9 protein-coding genes are annotated in these 20036 nt (G+C 49.8%); 7 read left to right on the top strand and 2 right to left on the bottom strand.

Annotated elements, in window-relative coordinates; all coding sequences use genetic code 11:
- The first annotated feature begins 23 nt into the window (after positions 1-23).
- From ACYVFD_RS21960 to ACYVFD_RS21945, 4 genes are all read left to right on the top strand, one after another.
- On the top strand, positions 24-1232 hold the full coding sequence (locus ACYVFD_RS21960) for an alginate lyase family protein (RefSeq protein ID WP_461092647.1): 1209 nt from the start codon (positions 24-26) through the stop codon (positions 1230-1232).
- An 18-nt stretch (positions 1233-1250) separates the two neighbouring features.
- Positions 1251-3194, top strand: a complete 1944-nt coding sequence (locus tag ACYVFD_RS21955) for a heparinase II/III domain-containing protein (protein ID WP_461092646.1) — start codon at positions 1251-1253, stop codon at positions 3192-3194.
- Between the two features lie 296 nt (positions 3195-3490).
- Positions 3491-9496, top strand: a complete 6006-nt coding sequence (locus ACYVFD_RS21950; protein ID WP_461092645.1) for an amino acid adenylation domain-containing protein — start codon at positions 3491-3493, stop codon at positions 9494-9496.
- 105 nt (positions 9497-9601) lie between these two features.
- Positions 9602-10525: an RluA family pseudouridine synthase gene (locus tag ACYVFD_RS21945; RefSeq protein ID WP_461092644.1), complete on the top strand. Its 924-nt coding sequence runs from the start codon at positions 9602-9604 to the stop codon at positions 10523-10525.
- An 89-nt stretch (positions 10526-10614) separates the two neighbouring features.
- On the opposite strand, the gene ACYVFD_RS21940 is transcribed toward ACYVFD_RS21945, so the two are convergent.
- Both ACYVFD_RS21940 and ACYVFD_RS21935 read right to left on the bottom strand, forming a co-directional pair.
- The gene (locus ACYVFD_RS21940) at positions 10615-11298 is read right to left on the bottom strand and encodes a glycosyltransferase family 2 protein (RefSeq protein WP_461092643.1); all 684 of its coding nucleotides are present in this window, start codon (positions 11296-11298) and stop codon (positions 10615-10617) included.
- Between the two features lie 39 nt (positions 11299-11337).
- The gene (locus ACYVFD_RS21935) at positions 11338-12798 is read right to left on the bottom strand and encodes a hypothetical protein (protein WP_461092642.1); all 1461 of its coding nucleotides are present in this window, start codon (positions 12796-12798) and stop codon (positions 11338-11340) included.
- A 407-nt stretch (positions 12799-13205) separates the two neighbouring features.
- Here ACYVFD_RS21935 and ACYVFD_RS21930 point away from each other — a divergent pair, with 407 nt between their 5' ends.
- The 3 genes from ACYVFD_RS21930 to ACYVFD_RS21920 all read left to right on the top strand — a co-directional run bounded on the left by ACYVFD_RS21930 (position 13206) and on the right by ACYVFD_RS21920 (position 19892).
- Positions 13206-16037, top strand: coding sequence for a TonB-dependent receptor (locus tag ACYVFD_RS21930; RefSeq protein ID WP_461092641.1), 2832 nt, complete (start codon positions 13206-13208; stop codon positions 16035-16037).
- Between the two features lie 322 nt (positions 16038-16359).
- The gene (locus ACYVFD_RS21925) at positions 16360-17070 is read left to right on the top strand and encodes a DUF4405 domain-containing protein (protein WP_461092640.1); all 711 of its coding nucleotides are present in this window, start codon (positions 16360-16362) and stop codon (positions 17068-17070) included.
- Between the two features lie 287 nt (positions 17071-17357).
- Entirely contained in the window at positions 17358-19892 is a 2535-nt protein-coding gene (locus ACYVFD_RS21920; RefSeq protein ID WP_461092639.1) for a DUF5686 and carboxypeptidase-like regulatory domain-containing protein, read from the top strand.
- The last annotated feature ends 144 nt before the right edge of the window (positions 19893-20036 follow it).

Raw genomic sequence — 20036 nt, 5'->3', positions numbered from 1 at the left:
ATCTCTACAGAACAACCTTCGTTATGAATCGATTCTCTTTCTTTCTTGGCTGCACTCTTTTTGTTTTGACAGGGTTTCATGCCACAGCTCAGTCTACTACAGAACCAACTACCTTTCTGAACGCCAGTCTTTTAAAGGCAAATAAAGAGGCCATTCAAAAAGGAGATCAATCACTAAAAGCCGCACAAACTCAACTCCTTAAGCTAGCCGATCAGGTGCTAACGGAGAAAGCTCATTCGGTCGTTGAAAAAAGTAAAACACCCCCCAGTGGCGACAAGCACGACTATATGAGCGTGGGGCCTTACTGGTGGCCCGATTCCACCAAACCCAATGGGCTGCCGTATATTCGAAAAGACGGCCAGATCAATCCTGAACGGTTCGCGATTCAGGATGCGGAATATTTGAAAGAGCTATGCCGAAACGTGGAGATACTGGCCGCTGCCTACTACTTCTCCGGCAATGAAATCTATGCTGGTCGGGCTGCTGAATGGCTGCGAATCTGGTTTCTGAATCCCGATACCAAGATGAACCCGAACCTGAACTATGGCCAGGCGATTCCGGGCATTACCGACGGGCGGGGCATTGGACTGATCGATACCCGAGCACTCGCCAAACTAGTCGATTCGGTTCAGTTGCTAAAAGGCTCAAACGCCTGGTCATCAGCCGACCATACCGCTTTGCAAAACTGGTTTCGGCAATTTTCAGACTGGATGCTGCATAGCCCGATTGGCAAAGACGAAGAAGACGAGCATAACAACCACGGCACCTATTACGACGTTCAGGCCATTGCCTTCGCTTTGTTTCTGGACGATAAAAATCTGGCGAAACAGATTATCGAACAGAAAACGATGAAGCGGATTCAGAGCCAGTTGAAAGCCGATGGTAGTCAACCGCATGAACTGGCCCGTACGCTTTCCTGGGGCTACTCAGTCATGAATCTAAAAGGCTTTTTTATCCTTGCCCAACTAGCCGATGCGGTATCAGTCGACTTATGGCGTTACGAAACGCCCGACGGCAAGAGTATTAAAAAAGCCTTTCTGTGGATGCTACCCTTTGCCGAAGGGAAAAAAGCCTGGACGTATCAGCAAATCAAAGCGCTGCACCCCGAAGAGTTCCGGCCGCTTATGGCTGTGGCATCGGCAGTTTATTCACCAACCGAATTGCCTCCCCTACCCAGTCAGGTAAACAATCCCGATGATAGTCTTTTTCTGTTGACGCACTCTTTGTTTTAAAAGCCGCTCGCTTTACTCATGAAACTCTTCCTCGCATTGCTCCTCATGTTGGCAGGTACTGTGTCTGCCCAAAACCAAAACATGTTAAGCGGCAAATACACCACCGACGATTTGAAAAAGGTCCTGATTCCACAGGCCCAGTGGGCACCCTTTCCGAAACGGGACGACCGGGCAGGCTGGGCCAAAGCCGATCAGGCGATGCTGAACGCGTATGTCAAAAAAGCCGAATCATACCTGACCTATCAGTGGCCGAGTATTCCCGCTACCAAATCCCTACTGATCGAACGCACGGGCAACCGAACCGATTACGAAGCCATCAGCTTTAAAAAACGGGAAGTGCTGGGCACGCTGCTCCTGGCCGAAATCGCTGAAAATAAGGGGCGGTTTCTTGACCCGATTGTCGATGGCGTCTGGTCCATTTGTGAAGAATCGTTCTGGGGTGCGTCGGCCCATTTGCCCAAAGGGAAGGCGTATCTGGGGCTTATGGATGTGTCGCAGCCGTTTGTCGATCTGTTTGCCGCCGAAACCGCTACCTATCTGGCCTGGGTCGACTATTACCTGGGCGATAAACTGGATGCCGTTTCACCCCAAGTCCGCAAACGTATCTACAACGAAACCAATTACCGGGTTTTCCAGCCCCTGATGAGCAAACCCCACGGCTGGATGACCAAAACATCCGCCGGTCGCCCGCCCAACAACTGGAATCCCTGGATTTGCTCCAACTGGCTCAACGCGGTTTTATTGCTCGAAAAAGACGATGACAAACGGGCGGCATCCGTTGCGAAACTACTACATGTACTCGATGAGTTTGTAAATCCGTATCCGCAGGACGGGGGTTGCGATGAAGGACCAAGTTACTGGGGTGCCGCAGCCGCTTCGCTCTTCGACAACATTGCGATGCTGAATACGGCCAGCAACGATGCCTTTCAGTATGTGTATGCCGACGAGAAGTTTCGGAATATGGGACGATTTATCTACCGTGCCCAAATCAGTGAAAAATACTTTCTGAATTTCGCCGATGCCGACCCCCAACCGGGCATGGCCGCTACCATGATTTATCGGTATGGGAAAGCGATCAACGAGCCCGACATGATGCGTTTTGGCGCCTATTATCGGCAACCCGAAGACGGTAGCATCGGACGGTTTCACTTCTTCCGCAACTTCTATTCGCTGTTCATGCAGGATGAGTTTCAGAAAGCTGCGCAGGGGTTACCGCTTCCCAAAGATGTCTGGCTACCCGATCTGCAGGTGTTTGCTGCCCGCGATCAGGCCGGTACGACCAACGGATTTTACGTAGCCGCCAAAGGTGGTCATAACGACGAAAGCCATAACCATAACGACATCGGCAACTATGTGGTCTACTTTGATGGGCAACCGCTGCTGATCGACGTGGGCCGGGGAACGTACACCGCGAAAACGTTCAGCAGCAAACGGTACGACATCTGGTACAACTGCTCCGACTTCCACAACCTGCCTACTATCAACGGACAGAACCAGCCACCCGGCATGTCATTCAAGGCATCCAATGTGTCGTACAAAACGGATAAGGCCGGGACTCAATTTGGCGTCGATATTTCGAAGGCCTATCCGAAAGAAGCGGGTGTCAATCGCTGGCAACGAAACATCCGGCTGAATCGGGGTAAAAGCGTTCAGGTAGACGATGAGTTCTCGCTTCAGCAGGCGTCACAACTCACCCAGCACCTGATGACCTGCTACCCGGCCGAACCCGGAAAATCCGGTGAACTGATCATTCACTATGCTCCTAAACAGGGAAAAGCGCAGGATTTTGTCGTGAAATATAATCCAAAACAGTTGCAGCCATCGGTCGAAAAGGTAAAGCTGGAAGCGCCCGAAGATCAGGGTATTATCACAAAATGGGGCGATACCATTTACCGGATTAACTTCACCGCACTCACTCCCAAAACATCCGACAAGCTCAATTTTGCGATCACGCCAAAGTAAGCATTTAAAATTCACTATCGTACCGATCAAACTAGGCGTAAATCTGGCCTCTCAACCGCTTCCTGTAAATTTATTGCCTTTTGAATTTGGTGATGGGTGGAATAGGCTGGTCGATAGCTCGTGTTATACCCTAATGGAAAAATGCCATCGGCCGACGGAGTTTAGACTTCAGATAGAGGTAAGTACACCTGACAATATTGGAACAACTATGTTTTTGCTAAAATTAAACCTATAGATATACTACAGATGTAGCGCTATGTATATTGCAGTTATCAATTGCAATGGCTAGTAGTAACATGCTTCACACCTGTTTTATAATTGGCAAAGGAGCCTTATTAATTGAATGCGCGCAGGTACTCCGGCAGAACGGCATAACGATTCATGGAATTATCTCCGATGACGCTGAGGTTAATAATCATTGCCTGGAAACCGGTCTTACTTGCCTTCCTGCAAACGGTCGCTTTCACGAGAAGCTAACGGAAATCCCATTTGATTACCTGTTTAGCATTACGAACGATGTTCTTCTGGATGAATCCATCCTGAGCGTAGCCCGTCAACAGACCATCAACTACCATGACAGTTTATTACCAGCTTATGCGGGCGTACACGCTACGTTTTGGGCCCTGGTCCACGGTCAAACAGAGCATGGGATTACCTGGCACGTGGTTGATAGTGGTATAGACACCGGACCGATTCTTATCCAACGTCAATTTCCAATAGAACCAGACGAAACCTCGATCAGCCTTAATATCAAATGCTATTCGGCAGCGATCGCGGCTTTTTCTGAACTGGTCAGTGCGCTACGGCTGGGACCGGCTTCGGGTATACCACAAAATTTATCCCAACGGTCTTACGTTGGTCGAAAGAAGCGCCCTAATACACTTCTGGATTGGCAGCAACCGGCCGCTGAAACGATTCGCTTATTTCGTGCCCTGGATTTTGGCTTTCATCCCAATCCATTTGGTCAACTAATAGTCAAAATAGGCAATGCCTGGTGTCTGGTTGGCGAACTCCATGAAGCGACCGTATCAGCAAACCACCCACCTTACCAGCCAGGAACCATTACGTCGATTGACCCTGGCGGCTTGCAGGTTTCAACCAGTCAGGGACTGCTCCAGGCGAGCAAGCTGACGACGTTAAAGGGCGAGCTGGTCGACCTTATCGAGCTTGGTAATCAGGGGGTTTTAACCGTGGGTAAGTGTCTCCCCCAAATCGAGCCCAGTTTTATTCAGACCTGCCACCAGCTTGACATGCAGTGCGCCCCTCACCAATTTTATTGGCAGGGGAAACTAGGTCATTTGTCTTTAACCAGATTGTCGGTCTACAAGCCTATCCATTTAGTCCATCCATCAACCCGGAAGATGGATACGCTTACTCTGGAAATACCCGATGCCGTTTGGAATAAGTGGGCACAAATACACGCTGAAGCCGAGCAAACAAATGATTTACTGGCTGCTTTTTTACTGACCATAGCTCGTATAGAAAATCAGGCGTCGATAAGCGTGATGTATCGGTCACCGGCAAGTCGGCAATTAGCTTCCGAAACAGCGGACTTATATGCCGATTGTCTGCCGTTGACAATCTCTATTGATTGGGATGGAACCGCCGAGAAGCTGGTCAGGACCGTTAGTCAGGAATTAGTATCCATTGACGAACACTATAGTTATGCCTTCGATTGGTTGATGACTCAACCTGCACTCCATACTGTCTGGCAAACCATACGAAGCCAGGATTTTCCTATTGTCATTCATAGAAGCCCCGAAGAACCTGACCAATTTGCCGATCCGAATACGCTGATTGCCCATATTTCAGATGGAGTTGGCTGCCAACTGATGTATAACCGTAGCCTATGGTCAGTCGACCAGCTCAATCAGTTAATTCAGCGATGGCTCATCGTCCTGGAAAATCTGATGTCTCACCCCAGACAGCCATTGAAAACCATCAGCCTGCTTACCAGTCAGGAACGTGATCGCATCTTGTTCGAATGGAATGATACAAGGATTCCGTATGCCCGCCATCAACTGGTTCATCAGCTTGTTGAACAACAGGCTCAGCTCTATCCGCAGATGGTAGCTCTGAGATGCGGCTTGGTAACGCTGACGTATGAGCAACTGAACCAGCGTGCCAACCAATTGGCGCGGTACCTGCACAAACAGGGTATAGTCCCTAATACCTTAGTAGGCGTCTGCCTGGAGCGATCGGCCGATACAGTCATCTGCTTACTGGCTATTCTAAAATCCGGAGGGGCTTATGTCCCCCTTGACCCAACCTATCCAGTCGATCGGTTGCAGGCCCTGCAAACTCAAACTAACATTCGAGTTATTCTTACACAGCTAAAATGGCTCCCCAAATTAGCCACTTCGGAAGTACCTTCCATCTATATTCCCCTCGATCAACAGCCGATTCCCTGGGCAACGGAAAGCGTTCAGAACGAGAACGTACCGGGTAGCGCCGAGCAATTAGCGTATGTACTGTTTACCTCCGGGTCAAGTGGGCGGCCCAAAAGCGTAGCCATTCCGCATCGGGGCATTGTGCGATTAATTCAACACCCTAATTACATGCGGTTAGATCCGGAAGTCCGGATGCTTGGTCTGGCCCCGTTAGCCTTTGATGCCTCTACCCTGGAACTATGGGGGAGCCTGGCAACCGGTGGACAATTAGTCTTGATGGAAGACAGTCGTCCGTCGCTTGATCGCATCAAACAGACCATTCATGTCCATCGGATCAATACTATCTTCCTGACAACGGCCCTGTTTAACCTACTGACTGACAGTGGCATTGGTGAACTAACATCCCTGACTCAACTACTAACCGGCGGGGAAACCGCTTCGCCTGAACACATTCAACGGGCCACTCAGCAGTTACCCCATTGCAGGCTCATTCATGTATATGGCCCGACGGAAAGCACGACGTTTGCCAGCTTTTTTACCGTGCCCGCTTTCTCCCTGAGCACCAGTCTGGTTCCCATCGGAAAACCGATTAGTAATACCCAACTTTACCTGGTCGATCCGTTTCTGAATTTGGTACCGGTAGGTGTTCCCGGCGAATTGTTGATTGGTGGCGACGGGTTGGCCCGTGAGTACCTGTTTCAGCCCGAATTAACGAGTGAGCGGTTTATCACTCATCAATGGGAGGGCCAATCAGCCCATCGGCTGTACCGAACCGGCGATCAGGGGCGTTATCTGCCCGATGGTAATATTGAGTTTTTAGGCCGCTTGGACGACCAGGTAAAAATCCGTGGCTTTCGCATCGAACCGGGTGAGATTGAGTTTGTACTTTGTCAGTATTCCCGAGTGAGGGAAGCCCTTGTAGTAGTCACCGAACCCATACCTGGGAGTAAAGCCTTAGCCGCTTATGTTGTGGTAGATAACCCGCAAGAGGCTAGCCTGCCGAACGATATTCGCGCGTTTCTACAAGCCAAACTACCTGATTATTTGCTGCCAAAGGCCATCATCGTGCTGAGCGAGATGCCGTTGACACCTAATGGTAAGGTAGACAAAAGTCGGCTGCCACCCGCGTTTCCCCACCGACAGAGCCAGCCTGAGCAGCAACTTACCCCAACCGAAGCCACGATCATACCCCTATGGGAGGCTAGCCTGAATCATCCCCAGAGTGGACTGGACGATAATTTTTTTGACCTTGGCGGGAGTTCAATCGTAGCGATGCGACTACTGGGGCAAATCTATCAGCAGTTGGGTCAGGTTCTTAGTCTAAAGGATATCTTCGAGCATCCCACAATTCGCCAGATCAGTGCATTTATTGATCAGTGCCAGTCGGCCGGCGAAGCCAGCCGTTTAGTCATCAGCCCCCTAACGAACGAATTGGCGGAGAATATAGATGCACCTTTATCCGCTGCACAGAATCGCCTGTGGATTATTCATCAACTCTATCGAAAAACAGTAGGCAGTACGTATAATGTACCCATTATCTTACAAATTACTGGCCCGCTGAAGCTATCCATTTTCATCCAGAGCATCCGGGAGCTTAGTCAGCGGCACCAGATTTTACGGACCACCTTCCCCCATCGCGACGGAATTCCTTATCAACGAATTGCCCCGGAGGTTAACATCCCGATCACAGAATGCGCGTTAGAAAACGACGGTTCTGGCCTTATGGACTGGATTAACCAGCATGCCGATGAGCCCTTCGATCTGGAGCAAGGTCCTCTGTTTCGTATCCACGTAGCCCAAAAAGAGCCTGATTCGTGGGTGATCCTGCTCAGTTTTCACCACATTATTTATGATGGCTGGTCAACACGCGTACTGGCCCAGGAACTAAGCCAGCTTTACTCGTCGCTCGTTCGACAGCAACTAACCCCACTACCTCCCTTACCCGTCCAATACATCGATTATACCCGGTGGCAGCAGGAGCAATACACACCTGAAACGATGCAGCAGGCGACTACGTACTGGAAAAATCGCCTGGCGGATAGTTGTTTATTAGCGAATCTTCCCCTTGACTATCTCCGTCCACCTATCCAGTCGTTTAACGGGGCTGATTACTGCTTTTCCTTGCCTGATGACCATTGGCAACCATTTCGATACGGCTTGCTTGAACCTGGAACAACTCCATTTCTTGGTTTACTGACAGCCTTTGCTGTTTGGCTCGGTCAGACGACGCATACAAACGATTTCCTGATAGGCATTCCCGTTGCCGGACGAAATCACCCGGACCTGGTCTCTCTAATCGGCTTCTTTGTCAACACACTGGCGTTGCGCATCGAACTCTCCCCAACGCTATCTTTCCGCCAACTGTTACGTCAGGTCCATCGGTGGACACTAGATGCCTATGATCATCAGGCACTGCCCTTTGAACAGCTTGTCGAGTTACTGAATCCTGCTCGTAGCTCAGCTTACAATCCAGTAATACAGGTTCTTTTTGATTATCAAGAAGATACAACAAACGAATGGGATTTAGCCGAGTTATCGGTAATTCCGATTCCATTTATACAGCAGACCGCTAAGTTCGATTTGCATTTGTCCATTCGGGAAACCCAAACTGGACTGGAAGGGGTATTTAACTATCGGACGGATCTATTTACGCATCAAACCGTGGTTCGAATGGCCAACGACTTCAAGGCAACATTGAATCAAGTGATCAGCGAACCCGATATACCACTGATCAACCTGTGGGCGGGCTCAGGGAGTCAACCAACAATCTTACCTCAGTCAACTCAACTCGATGTCAGTCACCCAATCCGGCAGCATACCGAATTGGTCCCGCCGGACCCGGCACTGGTCAGATTACTACAAACGATCTGGAGCAGGCTGCTACAAGTTCCTACCGTTGGCCTCGATGATGATTTTTTTGACATGGGCGGTCATTCCCTGCTCATTTTTCAGATGATCACCCTATTGCAGCAACAGCGAAGTCTGACCCTTCCGGTCGACAGCGTGTTTGCCAATCCAACGATTCGCCAACTAGCCCAGTATATACACCTGACGGATCACGGTCTAGCCTGGTCAGCCCTGGTTAGTGTACAACCTCTTGGGAAACGACCTCCTCTTTTTCTGGTTCATCCCATATCTGGCGAAGTAGGTTACGTTTACCAATTATCGACTTATCTGTCAGAAGATCAGCCCGTATATGGGTTGCGCGCCGTTGGACTGGACGGCATAGGATCGCCCCTGCCAAGTGTAGAAGCCATGGCCACCCATTATATCGAACAACTGCTGGAACAGCATCCAATGGGTCCTTATGCGCTGGGCGGCTATTCAATGGGGGGAGTAATTGCCTTTGAAATGGCGCAGCAACTCCGCCGAATGGGGAAAGAAATCATACTGTTAGCGCTTATCGATAGCTATCCTATGCATCCTCAGGCACCAACCCGACTTAGGCTGGTGCAATTGTTCCGTTATTATCATTCCGTCTGGCTCTCCTTACCGAAAGAGCCTGGCCCTCTCTGGCATATTTTCTATAAAAAAGCTCCGGTTTGGGGAAATGCTTTTTTCCGTAGTCTTCGCCATACCCTTCGTTCGAAAACGTCAGAAGCTAGTAATCACCAGAGCCAGCGACCACACAATGAACCCGGAAATACCCGCTTAATAGCCACTAGCCTGACAGCTTACAGTCGTTATATATTCAAGCCCTACGATGGAAAAATTGTGTTTATGCGTGCTGCCGGTAAAGAAGGCTGGGTGAACTCGGCCCGACCTGTCAGCTTTGGCTGGAAGCGCTATGCACGCAAAGGTGTTGATGTCTATACACTGGCGAGTGACCATTACTCGCTCTTTAAAGACGACGTGTTAATTGAACGGATCGCTCACATTCTATCGACTTACCTGAGGGATGAGCAGCCTTGAAAAGGTTCTTTAATGAGTGCGAACGTAGGCTCAATTAAGGGCTTCCGGCAACGGTAGATGAGCCTGGCAGCACCGTAGTTCGCAGCGAAACCGTACCTTTGCGGAATGGATACCCCCGAACACCCTCATCGGCCACGCGGCAAACGTGCCGATCTGCATCTGACTGTATCAGAGCCGACTGAGTTAATGACGTTTCTGATCGCTCAACTGCCGCATAAAAACCGGAACAATATCAAGTCGCTGCTTCGGAACAAACAGATTCTGATTGACGGCAAAGTCTATACGCAGTTCAACCATCCGCTACGCCCGGAACAGGTAGTTACCGTTGCCGCTAACCGGGCACCCGAAACCTCGCAGTACCGTGGGTTAACCCTGTTGTACGAAGACCCTGACCTGATCGTCATCAACAAACAGGCTGGACTGCTGTCGATGGCTACGGCTAAAGAGCGCGATCGTACGGCCTATGGCATTCTGAGCGATTACGTCAAGAAAGAAAATCCCAAAAACAAAATCTTCATCATCCACCGGCTCGACCGCGACACCTCGGGGGTGATGATGTTTGCCCGGAGCGAGAAAGTTCAGCAGTTGATGCAGGAGTCCTGGAATGCAACCACCAAACAACGAACGTATGTTGCACTGGTAGAGGGTGTTCCCAAGCCATCGCAGGGCACCATCACATCGTACCTGCGTGAGAGTAAGGCGTTGATTGTATACTCCAGCCAAAACCCGGAGAATGGCCAACTGTCAGTTACCAATTATCGGGTTGCCAAAGCGGCCAATGGGTATGCACTGGTCGAACTTGAATTGGAAACAGGCCGGAAAAACCAGATACGGGTGCATATGAACGACATTGGCCATCCCATAGCCGGTGACGATAAATACGGCGCCAAATCCGACCCCATCGGTAGGCTGGGTTTACATGCCGAAACACTGGCGTTTACCCACCCCATCACGGGCGAAGCCATGCGATTCGACGCACCAGTTCCAAAGATCTTTCTTAGTGTTGTGAAAGAAAGAGGTCAGGAATAGTCAAGGAAGTCAGGTGTGGTCAAGAATGGTCAGGTATAGCTTTACAACTCTTGACAAGGCCTGACCACTCTTGACCATGCCTGACTACGTTATTTCACAAACCGATATTTGAAGAGTACCCAGATAGCTTCGATGCCATCGAACCAGGAAATCTTCTTCCCTTCGGCAATGGAACGGGGGTAATAGCTGATCGGCAACTCTTTGATTTTTATACCCCGTTTGGCCACTTTGGCCGTTACTTCAGGACAAAACTCAAAACGAGTACAATCGAGTGGGATGGACCGCAAAAAATCGGACCTGAATACTTTATAACAGGTAGGCTCGTCGGTTAACCGCTGATTATACAGAATATTGGCCAGCAAGGTTACAACTTGCCCACCGATATAAAAACTCATATACGAATGGCGGTTTTCAGGCTTTAAGAATCGAGAACCATACACGACCTGCTCCTTTCCATCTATAATGGGTTGCACCAGCGCCATATAGTCCTGTGGTTCGTATTCCAGATCGGCATCCTGCACAATAGCAATGTCGCCGGTCATGTGCTGGATAGCCGTGCGAATAGCAGCGCCTTTTCCCTGATTATGCTCGTGAAAAACAATCTTCATGTTCGGCACAGAGCGATAGGTATTCAGTCGATCGCGCGTGCCATCGGTAGAGCCGTCGTCGACAATAATAATTTCTTTCGTTAACGGAACAGCCTGAACTTTCTCAATGAGCGTATCTATATTTTTGAACTCGTTGTAAGCAGGAATCAGAACGGATAGCAACATAAAACAAAGATAATCGAAAAGAAGCCAACTACGCAGGGGTTACTTCCGTACCCAATAGGTTAGCGGGAATCGAGGGTCTTTCACCTTAACGAAATGTTGTTGTAAACCAGCCTGCAGTTGTCGGATCGCATACGCATTGGTGGGTTTGCTGATAGCCGTACTATCGTCGATCAGGCTGGACCGATTGCCAAAAATAACCAACTTCAGGCTGGTGTCGGCCAGGGCTTTCCCGTACGTATCAGGATGCGATTCAATGTAATGGGTGGTCTGCATTTCGGTAAAAAAGAACGGCACATTCGGCTCCCGGTCCGAGAGGTAGTACAAACTCATAGCGTTGTCGAAGAGTAACACATGACCATCACCCGCTTGTTCCCGAATAAACGCGCCAGCCTGATCTTCGCCTGAATAATCAGATACGGACGTAAACCGCTTCAGTGCAGCCGGGCGATAAAGCAGTAAACTCACCAGCAGGAGTGCACCTACCCCGCCCGTACCCATAAAAATGAGCCGATAGGGTATGTTCCGATGACGAGCTTCGTACAGGTCCAGCCATTGATCGGCCAGAAAACCCAGATGTACCGAGAAGAAAACAGCCGCCTGAAAGAAGTAATGACTCGCCTGTGTCTTCAGCATCGTCATACAGGCAAAGGCGGCCAGCAGCAACGCCAGCCATACCGCAGGCGTCTTCTGATAAATAATCCGATACGGTCGCTGTACCACCAGCACAGCCGATAGTAGCAATAAGAGCAGCAGCCAGCTCAGCTTGATCAGAAACTTAGTCAGAAATAAGGTATGAGCCGGATACCCGCTGAACGGATAAATGTAAGTCCACTCCAGGTGCGCATCCAGTCGATTGGTTAGGTAGAAGTAGCCAATCGACAACAGCAAAGGCAGAGCAAAGCCCAGCAACACCAGCATGCCCCGAATCACCATTGGCCAGAAGGTAATCCGACCCGTCAGGCACAGGAGCAGGATATACGCCCCAAAGCCAACAACGTAAAAGGCGGCTACGCTCTTGAAGCACATGCCGATTCCCAGCAAAACGCCAGCAGCCAGCCACCGCCAGTTTGGCTTGCCATTATTCCCGACAGCCACCGTAAAGGCATTCAGGCCAAAGATAGCGACCCAGCTTTCGGGCTCCAGGAAATTCATTTCCATGAAAAAGCAGCCAATCGCCGTTAACAGGGTGGTCAGTAAAGCCGCTCGCTCACTAAATACCCGACCAGCCTGCCAGGCCGAAATCAAGACACCAATTGCCAGTAGCGTAATAAGCGCCGAAACCGTAACGTGGTTGTAGCCTCCCAGCAGATTCAGCAGTACACTTGTCGATGAATAGAGCAGGTAAGATTTCGACGGAATAAAATCATATAATTGATACCCTTCGTTGAGCGAACGCGCAATTACCAGATATTCATAAGCATCGTAGCCGTAACCGGAATTATACGTAAACAGGTAAAAAACAGGGCAGAATAAGGCTAAAACCAACAGAAGCCGCGTCATAACACGTTAATAGTGCGTTAAGCAAGTTACTAGTTTACCGACAAATGTACTGGTTTACGCCCAAGCCATCACGGTCCTTACCGCCTTTTTGTCGACCGTTAACTCATTTCCTGTTCGATCAATCTGTCAGAAATCGAATTTAGCAGATAGCGATTGGTGATAACTCAGCTCACCCTCAAAATTGCCAGTCCATCACTGTACTACTCTATAAATCAGCGCTGGATCGATTTCTTACAGTCTGTTTTTCAAACGTTTTCCAAACTATTGTGTTTTGATGGATGCAGGTGCATTCATATTTTTTCGCCCGGCTATTTATCCTCTTCGACAGCCAAAAACGGGCATTCCGCCAAATTAATTTTCTGGAGTAGTCCAACTATTGGACATTTGACGCGTCAATTTTAACCGTTATGAAAACGCTGATTTTTTCTATACTTGTCGTTAGTGCAACCACTGCGTTTGGGCAGGTGCAGCCCCTACCGGGCAGTACCAACCCTACAACGCCCCAAAGCACGCAGCCCAGCAGCTTAACAGTTCCTGCGGCAACGCCCCCCGATCCATTCGGAACCACCTCGCAACCGACTACACCTGACAACTTTACTGCGCCCGCTGGCTCAACACCGTCCACGATTTCGCCCGAAGGTATTCCTCCTCAACCGGGAGCCACACCTTCAGAAGCCGATCCGATTGCCCGTGGTAACGGAAAAATTACGGGTGTTCTGATGGACTCGACCACCAACAAACCCGTTGAGTTCGCAACTGTGGCGTTGTTGAACTTATCGACCAATAAACCGATCGATGGAACAACGGCCGATGCCCAGGGGCAATTTACCATGAATCGGATAGCACCGGGCAAATATCGACTACTCTACTCCTTCATTGGCTATAAAGACAAACGCAGTGCGGTACTGACCATTGCTAAAGGCGGCTCTGTCAATGTGGGCACCATAAAACTTGCTCCTGATGTCAAAACACTGGCCGAAGTCAACGTAGTTGGTCAGGCTGCTATGGTCGAAGAAAAAGTAGACCGGCTGGTGTATAACGCGGATAAGGACCTGGCTGCCAAAGGCGGAGATGCGACCGACATCATGCGTAAAGTACCGATGCTGTCGGTCGATCTGGATGGGAATGTCCAGTTGCGTGGGAGTAGCAACGTACGCGTCCTGATCAACAACAAGCCGAGTACGATTGTCGCCAGCAGCGTAGCCGACGCCCTGAAACAGATTCCGGCCGATCAGATCAAGACCGTTGAAGTTATTACCTCTCCATCTGCTAAGTACGATGCCGAAGGTTCAGCGGGGATTATCAACATCATCACCAAGAAAAACACGCTCCAGGGCATGACGCTGGACGCCAACGGCGGCCTTGGCAACCGGGGTAGTATGCTGGGGTTGCATGGCAATTACCGGACGGGCAAGATGGGCTTTTCGCTGGGTGGTTTCGGACGCGCTGAATACAATATTAAGGGATCGTTCCTGAACGACCAGACCACCCGCTCTTACGACCCTGTCACCAACACGTACTCGGCTTCTACCCGAACGCTCCAGAGCGCCAATACGCTAAACCAACGCCTGAACGGCAACTTCCAACTGGGCTGGGATTACGACATCGACAAGAATACGTCGCTGACAGCCAGTATCCGCTACGGTGCCCGCAATGGCATTACCAACCAGAACAACCTACTGACCCAAACGACGGCTCCGAGCAGTTATTTTCCCATCATTACGAATCGGAATGTAAAAACAACGGATCTGTCGGGTACGGTCGATGCCAACGTCACCTATACTAAAATCTATAAGCCACAGCAGGAATTCAGTATGCTGGCGCTTTATAGCCGAAACAACCGTACCAACGATTTCGTAGCCGACTTGCTCGGTGGCACCGACTTCCATACCGTGACGGGACGGCAGAAGAACGACAACACCAGCTACAACCAGGAATCGACGCTGCAGCTCGACTACCAGACACCGATCAAAACGAATCAGTTGTTGGAGTTCGGTGGCAAAGGGATTTTCCGGCAGGCCAACAGCGATTACCAGTATTATTTCTCGACGGGAGAAACAGGCGGCTATCAACTCGACACATCACGCCCAGCCAATGCGCTGTTCTACAATCAGAACATTGCCGCTACGTATCTGTCGTATACGATGACAACCAAGAGCAAGTTCACCATCAAAGCCGGTGCCCGGTATGAGTACACATTCATCAATGCCCGGTTCAGTAATGAGACAGTAACCCCGGCCGCGACCATTCCGAACTATGGTAACATTGTGCCAAGCATCAACATCTCGAAAAGTCTGAAGGGTGGTAAAATCATTAAACTGGCCTACAACCGCCGGATTCAACGCCCTGGTATTCAGTTCCTGAACCCGAATATCAACGCAGCTAACCCGACCAACATCACAATTGGTAACCCCTATCTGTCGCCCGAATTGACCGACAACGTGGAGTTTAGTACCAGCGCCAACATCAAAGGTTTGTACCTGAATGCGTCGCTTTTCGCCCGCCGGACCAATAACGAAATCACGGCTGTTCGGGACGTATCACAACAGTCGATCGGCGACCCGACGAACCCTGTACTCCAACAGGTGATCCGTACCAGCTACCAAAACGTTGGTCACGAAGATGCGGCCGGTCTGAACCTATTTGGGAATGGGATGCTGTTTAAAAAATTACAACTGGGCGGTGGTATCGATTTGTACCATGTGAATCTGACCAATAACAACGCCAACCCCATTTATTCGGCTTCGAACGCAGGCTGGGTAATTGGTGGCCGTATCATGAGCAGCATCTCGTTGGCCAATGGTTGGGGCTTCCAGCTCTTCGGTGGCGGCCGTGGCAAACAGATCCAGTTGCAGGGTTATCAGAGTCCCATGTATTTCTACAGCCTGGGTCTGCGGAAAGAATTCAACAACAAGAAAGCCAGCTTAGGCTTAGCGGCTGAAAACATTTTCAACCATCCGTTTACCCAACGCGCTGAGTTGGCCTCTCCAATCCTGACTCAGAATTCGCAAACGAGCTTTTACAACGCCGGTGTTCGGATGACGTTCAGCTACAAGCTGGGTAAAATGAGTTTCGACCAGCCCCAGAAACGCCGGAAATCAATTGAAAATGACGACCTAAAAGGAAATGACAACGGTGGAAACGATAACAACGAAGGTCAACAGCAATCATCGCCATCTGGTAATGGTGGTGGCAACCGCAGTGGTGGCAGCGGACGCGGTGGACGTCCTCGTTCGTAGAACGGTCAACGAAACAGGGATTTCAAAGAAGCTTTCTTATTGAAATGCCCGACGATCATTACACTTCATCAGATTAGATTAGGTTAAGACAACTCCTCCTGCCCTGCGGAAGGAGTTTCTTTTTTAGAACACGCCCAGCGAGTATAAGCCATATTAATAGAAATCAGTCCTATTCTATTAGCCCACAGCTAAAGCAGAGGGCTAATAGTTCGGCGATTAATTCCGTCATAACTTTGCATTTCATTTTACCTCTGCATACTAATTTCTGATCTGAATTGTAGTCGATTGAGGTACTCGGCTCCTCTTCCACCTAATCTGCTTTATGAAGTCCAAAAATTTAGTTAGTCTGTTTGTTGCTGCCATTTTTCTGGTGTTGGCCGTTACGGGTCTCCTGATTTACTTCGGTCAGGGTTCACACATTGTCGATCATACCCATGCCTGGTTCGGCATTCTGTTCGTAACAGCCGCTGTTTTTCACATTGTCAATAACTGGTCATCGCTGGTAGGCTATACGCGAAACCGCCGGACAGGTAGCCTTCAGAAAGAGCTTATTCTCCCGGCAATCGTCGCCATCGTTTTTGCGGCTGGCATCGGGTTCGATGTACCCGTTTTCGATAAACTGGCTAATGCTGGTAAGAATTGGGTACGTGGCAACAAACCCCGGCCTGAGTCGATGCCACAGACCAAAGTCGATTCCATTGCCAATGCTGTCGAAACAGCCTACGCCAACGCTTACAGTAAAGGCGATACAGCCGCTCTAGCCAGTGTAATGAATGCCAAAACAGCCTTACTGACGGAGGCCGGAACGCTTCTACATGGTTCGGATGTACAGCAAAATCTGCTCAAACGAACAGCACCCGAAGTTATCAAAACCAAGGTAACGAATGCCGAAGCTCTCGATGATCGACTCATTGTCGTACGAGGCACACTCACCGGAGCAGCAACGCCATCAGTTTATACCCATGTACTGCGGGAGCAGGATAAAAAGTGGCGTATTGTAGCCGCTCAACAGGCTTATCCATCTGTGCAGTAGCAATTAGGGCAGTAACCCTGGATTGCCAATAGGAATGTAGCAGTGCTACATTCCTATTGGTTTTTATATCCCTTCGGCTGCAACGGAAATATGCTACCATACGTATTGATTACCAGACAGGAAGCTATCTTAGTCAGCAGAATAGTACAATACCTTTCTTTTTTAGAATATCCTTAAGGTTTTACTGACCAGGATGATTTTTGGGGCGTTTTTTTTAGTTTATAGTAAACTCTATTGACTATTTTTCGCTTACGTATAGGACAACAGTTTGCTGACATACTGTTTGAATGAATTCACTACTACGCACCTTAACGGCTATTGTTCTTTTACTGACTGGCTGGTCGATTCAGATCACAGCTCAGCCGAAAGTGTATACCATTAGCGGTCAGGTAATCGATGCAGCTACAGGCGAGGGCATCCCCTTTGCCAGCATTGCTTTAAAAGGAAAAACCTCGGGTACTACTTCCGACGTAAACGGACGTTACTTACTACGTACCAGCGAGTTATCCGACTCACTTCAGATACTTAGCCTGGGGTATCGTACGGGCAAGTATCCCGTTCTGGCACAAATCACTCAGGTCATTGACGCGCACTTAACAGCAGCTGCTACCAGCTTGCAGGAGGTAAAAGTGTACGCCAAAGGGGGCGACCCCGCTTACCGGGTGATGCGGGAAGCGGTCCGTCGGGGAGACCAGTACAATCCGGCACAGTTACAGGCCTATCAGTACGAAAGCTACACCAAAATTGAAGCCTACATCAACAACTTCGCCCAAAAGCGAAAGAATAACAAAGGCCCCGGACCAATCGGTAAACTACTGGGTAAACTTCCGGCCATCACCGACGAAAATGGTCAGCCAGCCGTACCGGTATTTATCTCCGAAACGATCTCCAATTTTTACGCCCGTACCAACCCCCAAAAAACCAAAGAGCACCTGCTGAAATCACATGTAACGGGGGTAGGCGTATCGGATGGCGGGCTGATTGCTCAATTGACCGGGGCCTCATTTCAGCAGTATAATTTTTATCGGAACGCCCTGATCGTACTCCGAAAAGACATCCCTTCACCCATCGGTGCCCAGTGGGAAACGATCTATACATACCGCCTGAAAGACACCGTTCAGCTCAACAATGCGGTTTGTTACGCCATTGAGTTCGCCCCCAAACGACTGAGCGATCTGGCGTTTAACGGAACCATCTGGATTGATACAACCCATTTTGCCCTGGCCCAGATTGACGCTCAGGTCGACAAACGGGCCAACATCAACTTTGTGGATGAACTCCATATCGAGCAGGTCTGGGACACAACTCCGTCGGGATTACGCTTCCCAACGCAAACAGAGGTGACCATCGACAGCGACGAACCGACTCCCCGGTCGCCGGGCGCACTAGTCCGCTTCTTCACATCGGCGCAGAACATCATCGAGAATAATCCGAGGGATATCACCTTTTACGACCCCGCCATCGAACTGGCCGAGGATTACAAGGAAGCCGACCCGGCATTCTGGCAAAGTGTACGGCCCAGTTCAATCTCAGCAAAGGAGCTTCGGGCCATGAGAGTTGTCGATTCGGTACGCAATGTACCATTGATGAAAATAGGTGGTGAGATCATCAAACTGGGTGTCATCGGCTATAAACCACTGGGCAAATCGAATCTGGAACTAGGGCCTATTCTGTATTCCTACGCCAATAACGATGTAGAAGGCAATCGGTTTCGCCTGGGATTACGCACCACTACCGGCTTTAGCAAGAAATGGCTGTTGAGTGGCTATGTTGCCTACGGCACCCACGACGAACAACTGAAATATAGCGCCAACATCGAGTACATTATTAGCCGCAAGCCCTGGACAGTCTTCGGTGTAAAGCGTTCGTACGATCTGGAACGGCTGGGTGTATCGGCCGACAATATTGGCAATAATTCGCTATTTGCGGCTTACTCACGCTTCGGTACGATCCGACGGCCTTATTTTCAGGAAGAAAACCTGATCTATTTCCGACGGGAGATGGGCCGGGGGTTCACCCAGACATTGGCGCTGCGAAATCGTAGCTTTGAGCCTCTGTTTCCGTTTGCGTTTACGCCACAGCGACACGACGACGACCAGACGATCCGAAGCACTTACGAAACGACGGAACTGATTTCAGAAACCCGCTTCGCTCCCGACGAGCTTATACTTCAGAACGATAACGTACGCGTCAGCACCGGAGCCATTCGCAAACCCATCCTGACGTTACGCTACACATTAGGCCTTCGGAATGTTCTCGACGGTGACTTTGCCTATCACCGCATCGCACTAACCCTGAAGCATTCGTTCCGAATGGGCGTACTGGGCCGAACGTATTACACCATCGGAACGGGTATTATTCCGTCTACCGTCCCCTACCCGCTGCTCTACATGCCACTTGGGAATGAGTCGTCGTTCTACGTCGGTAATGCGTATAACCTGATGAATTATTTCGAGTTCGTCTGCGACCGCTGGGCTACTGTTCAATTTGAACATAATTTCAACGGTCTGCTGTTCAACCGGTTGCCCTTACTGCGTCGACTCAAATGGCGGGAGTTGATAACGGCTAAAGTACTGGCGGGAAGTGTTTCGTCGCAGAATCTGGCTATGATTCCGGCCACCAATGCTACTGGTCAGGCGGTCGAAGGATTCAGCTCGCTCACGGGAACACCGTATGTCGAAGTAGGATACGGTATCGACAACATCTTCAAAGTGTTACGCATCGACGCCGTTCACCGGCTCACCTACCGCGACAATATCGGTCGCACCGGTATTCCGGTAACACCGTTCGCCATCAAGTTATCAGGCTGGTTAGCGTTTTAATTGTTTTAAGTTTAGCTGTGTAAGCTAACCGTATCAGAACGAAGTAGGTTATTTTCTGTCATCCCGACGAAGGAGGGATCTCGAATTTCTTAGCACTCGAAGATCCCTCCTTCGTCGGGATGACAGAAAAATCTGAATGGCCCA

This window comes from Spirosoma gilvum (assembly GCF_054776815.1).
Note: the sequence above shows the minus strand (reverse complement) of the source record. Positions and strands in the feature narration are given on the sequence as shown.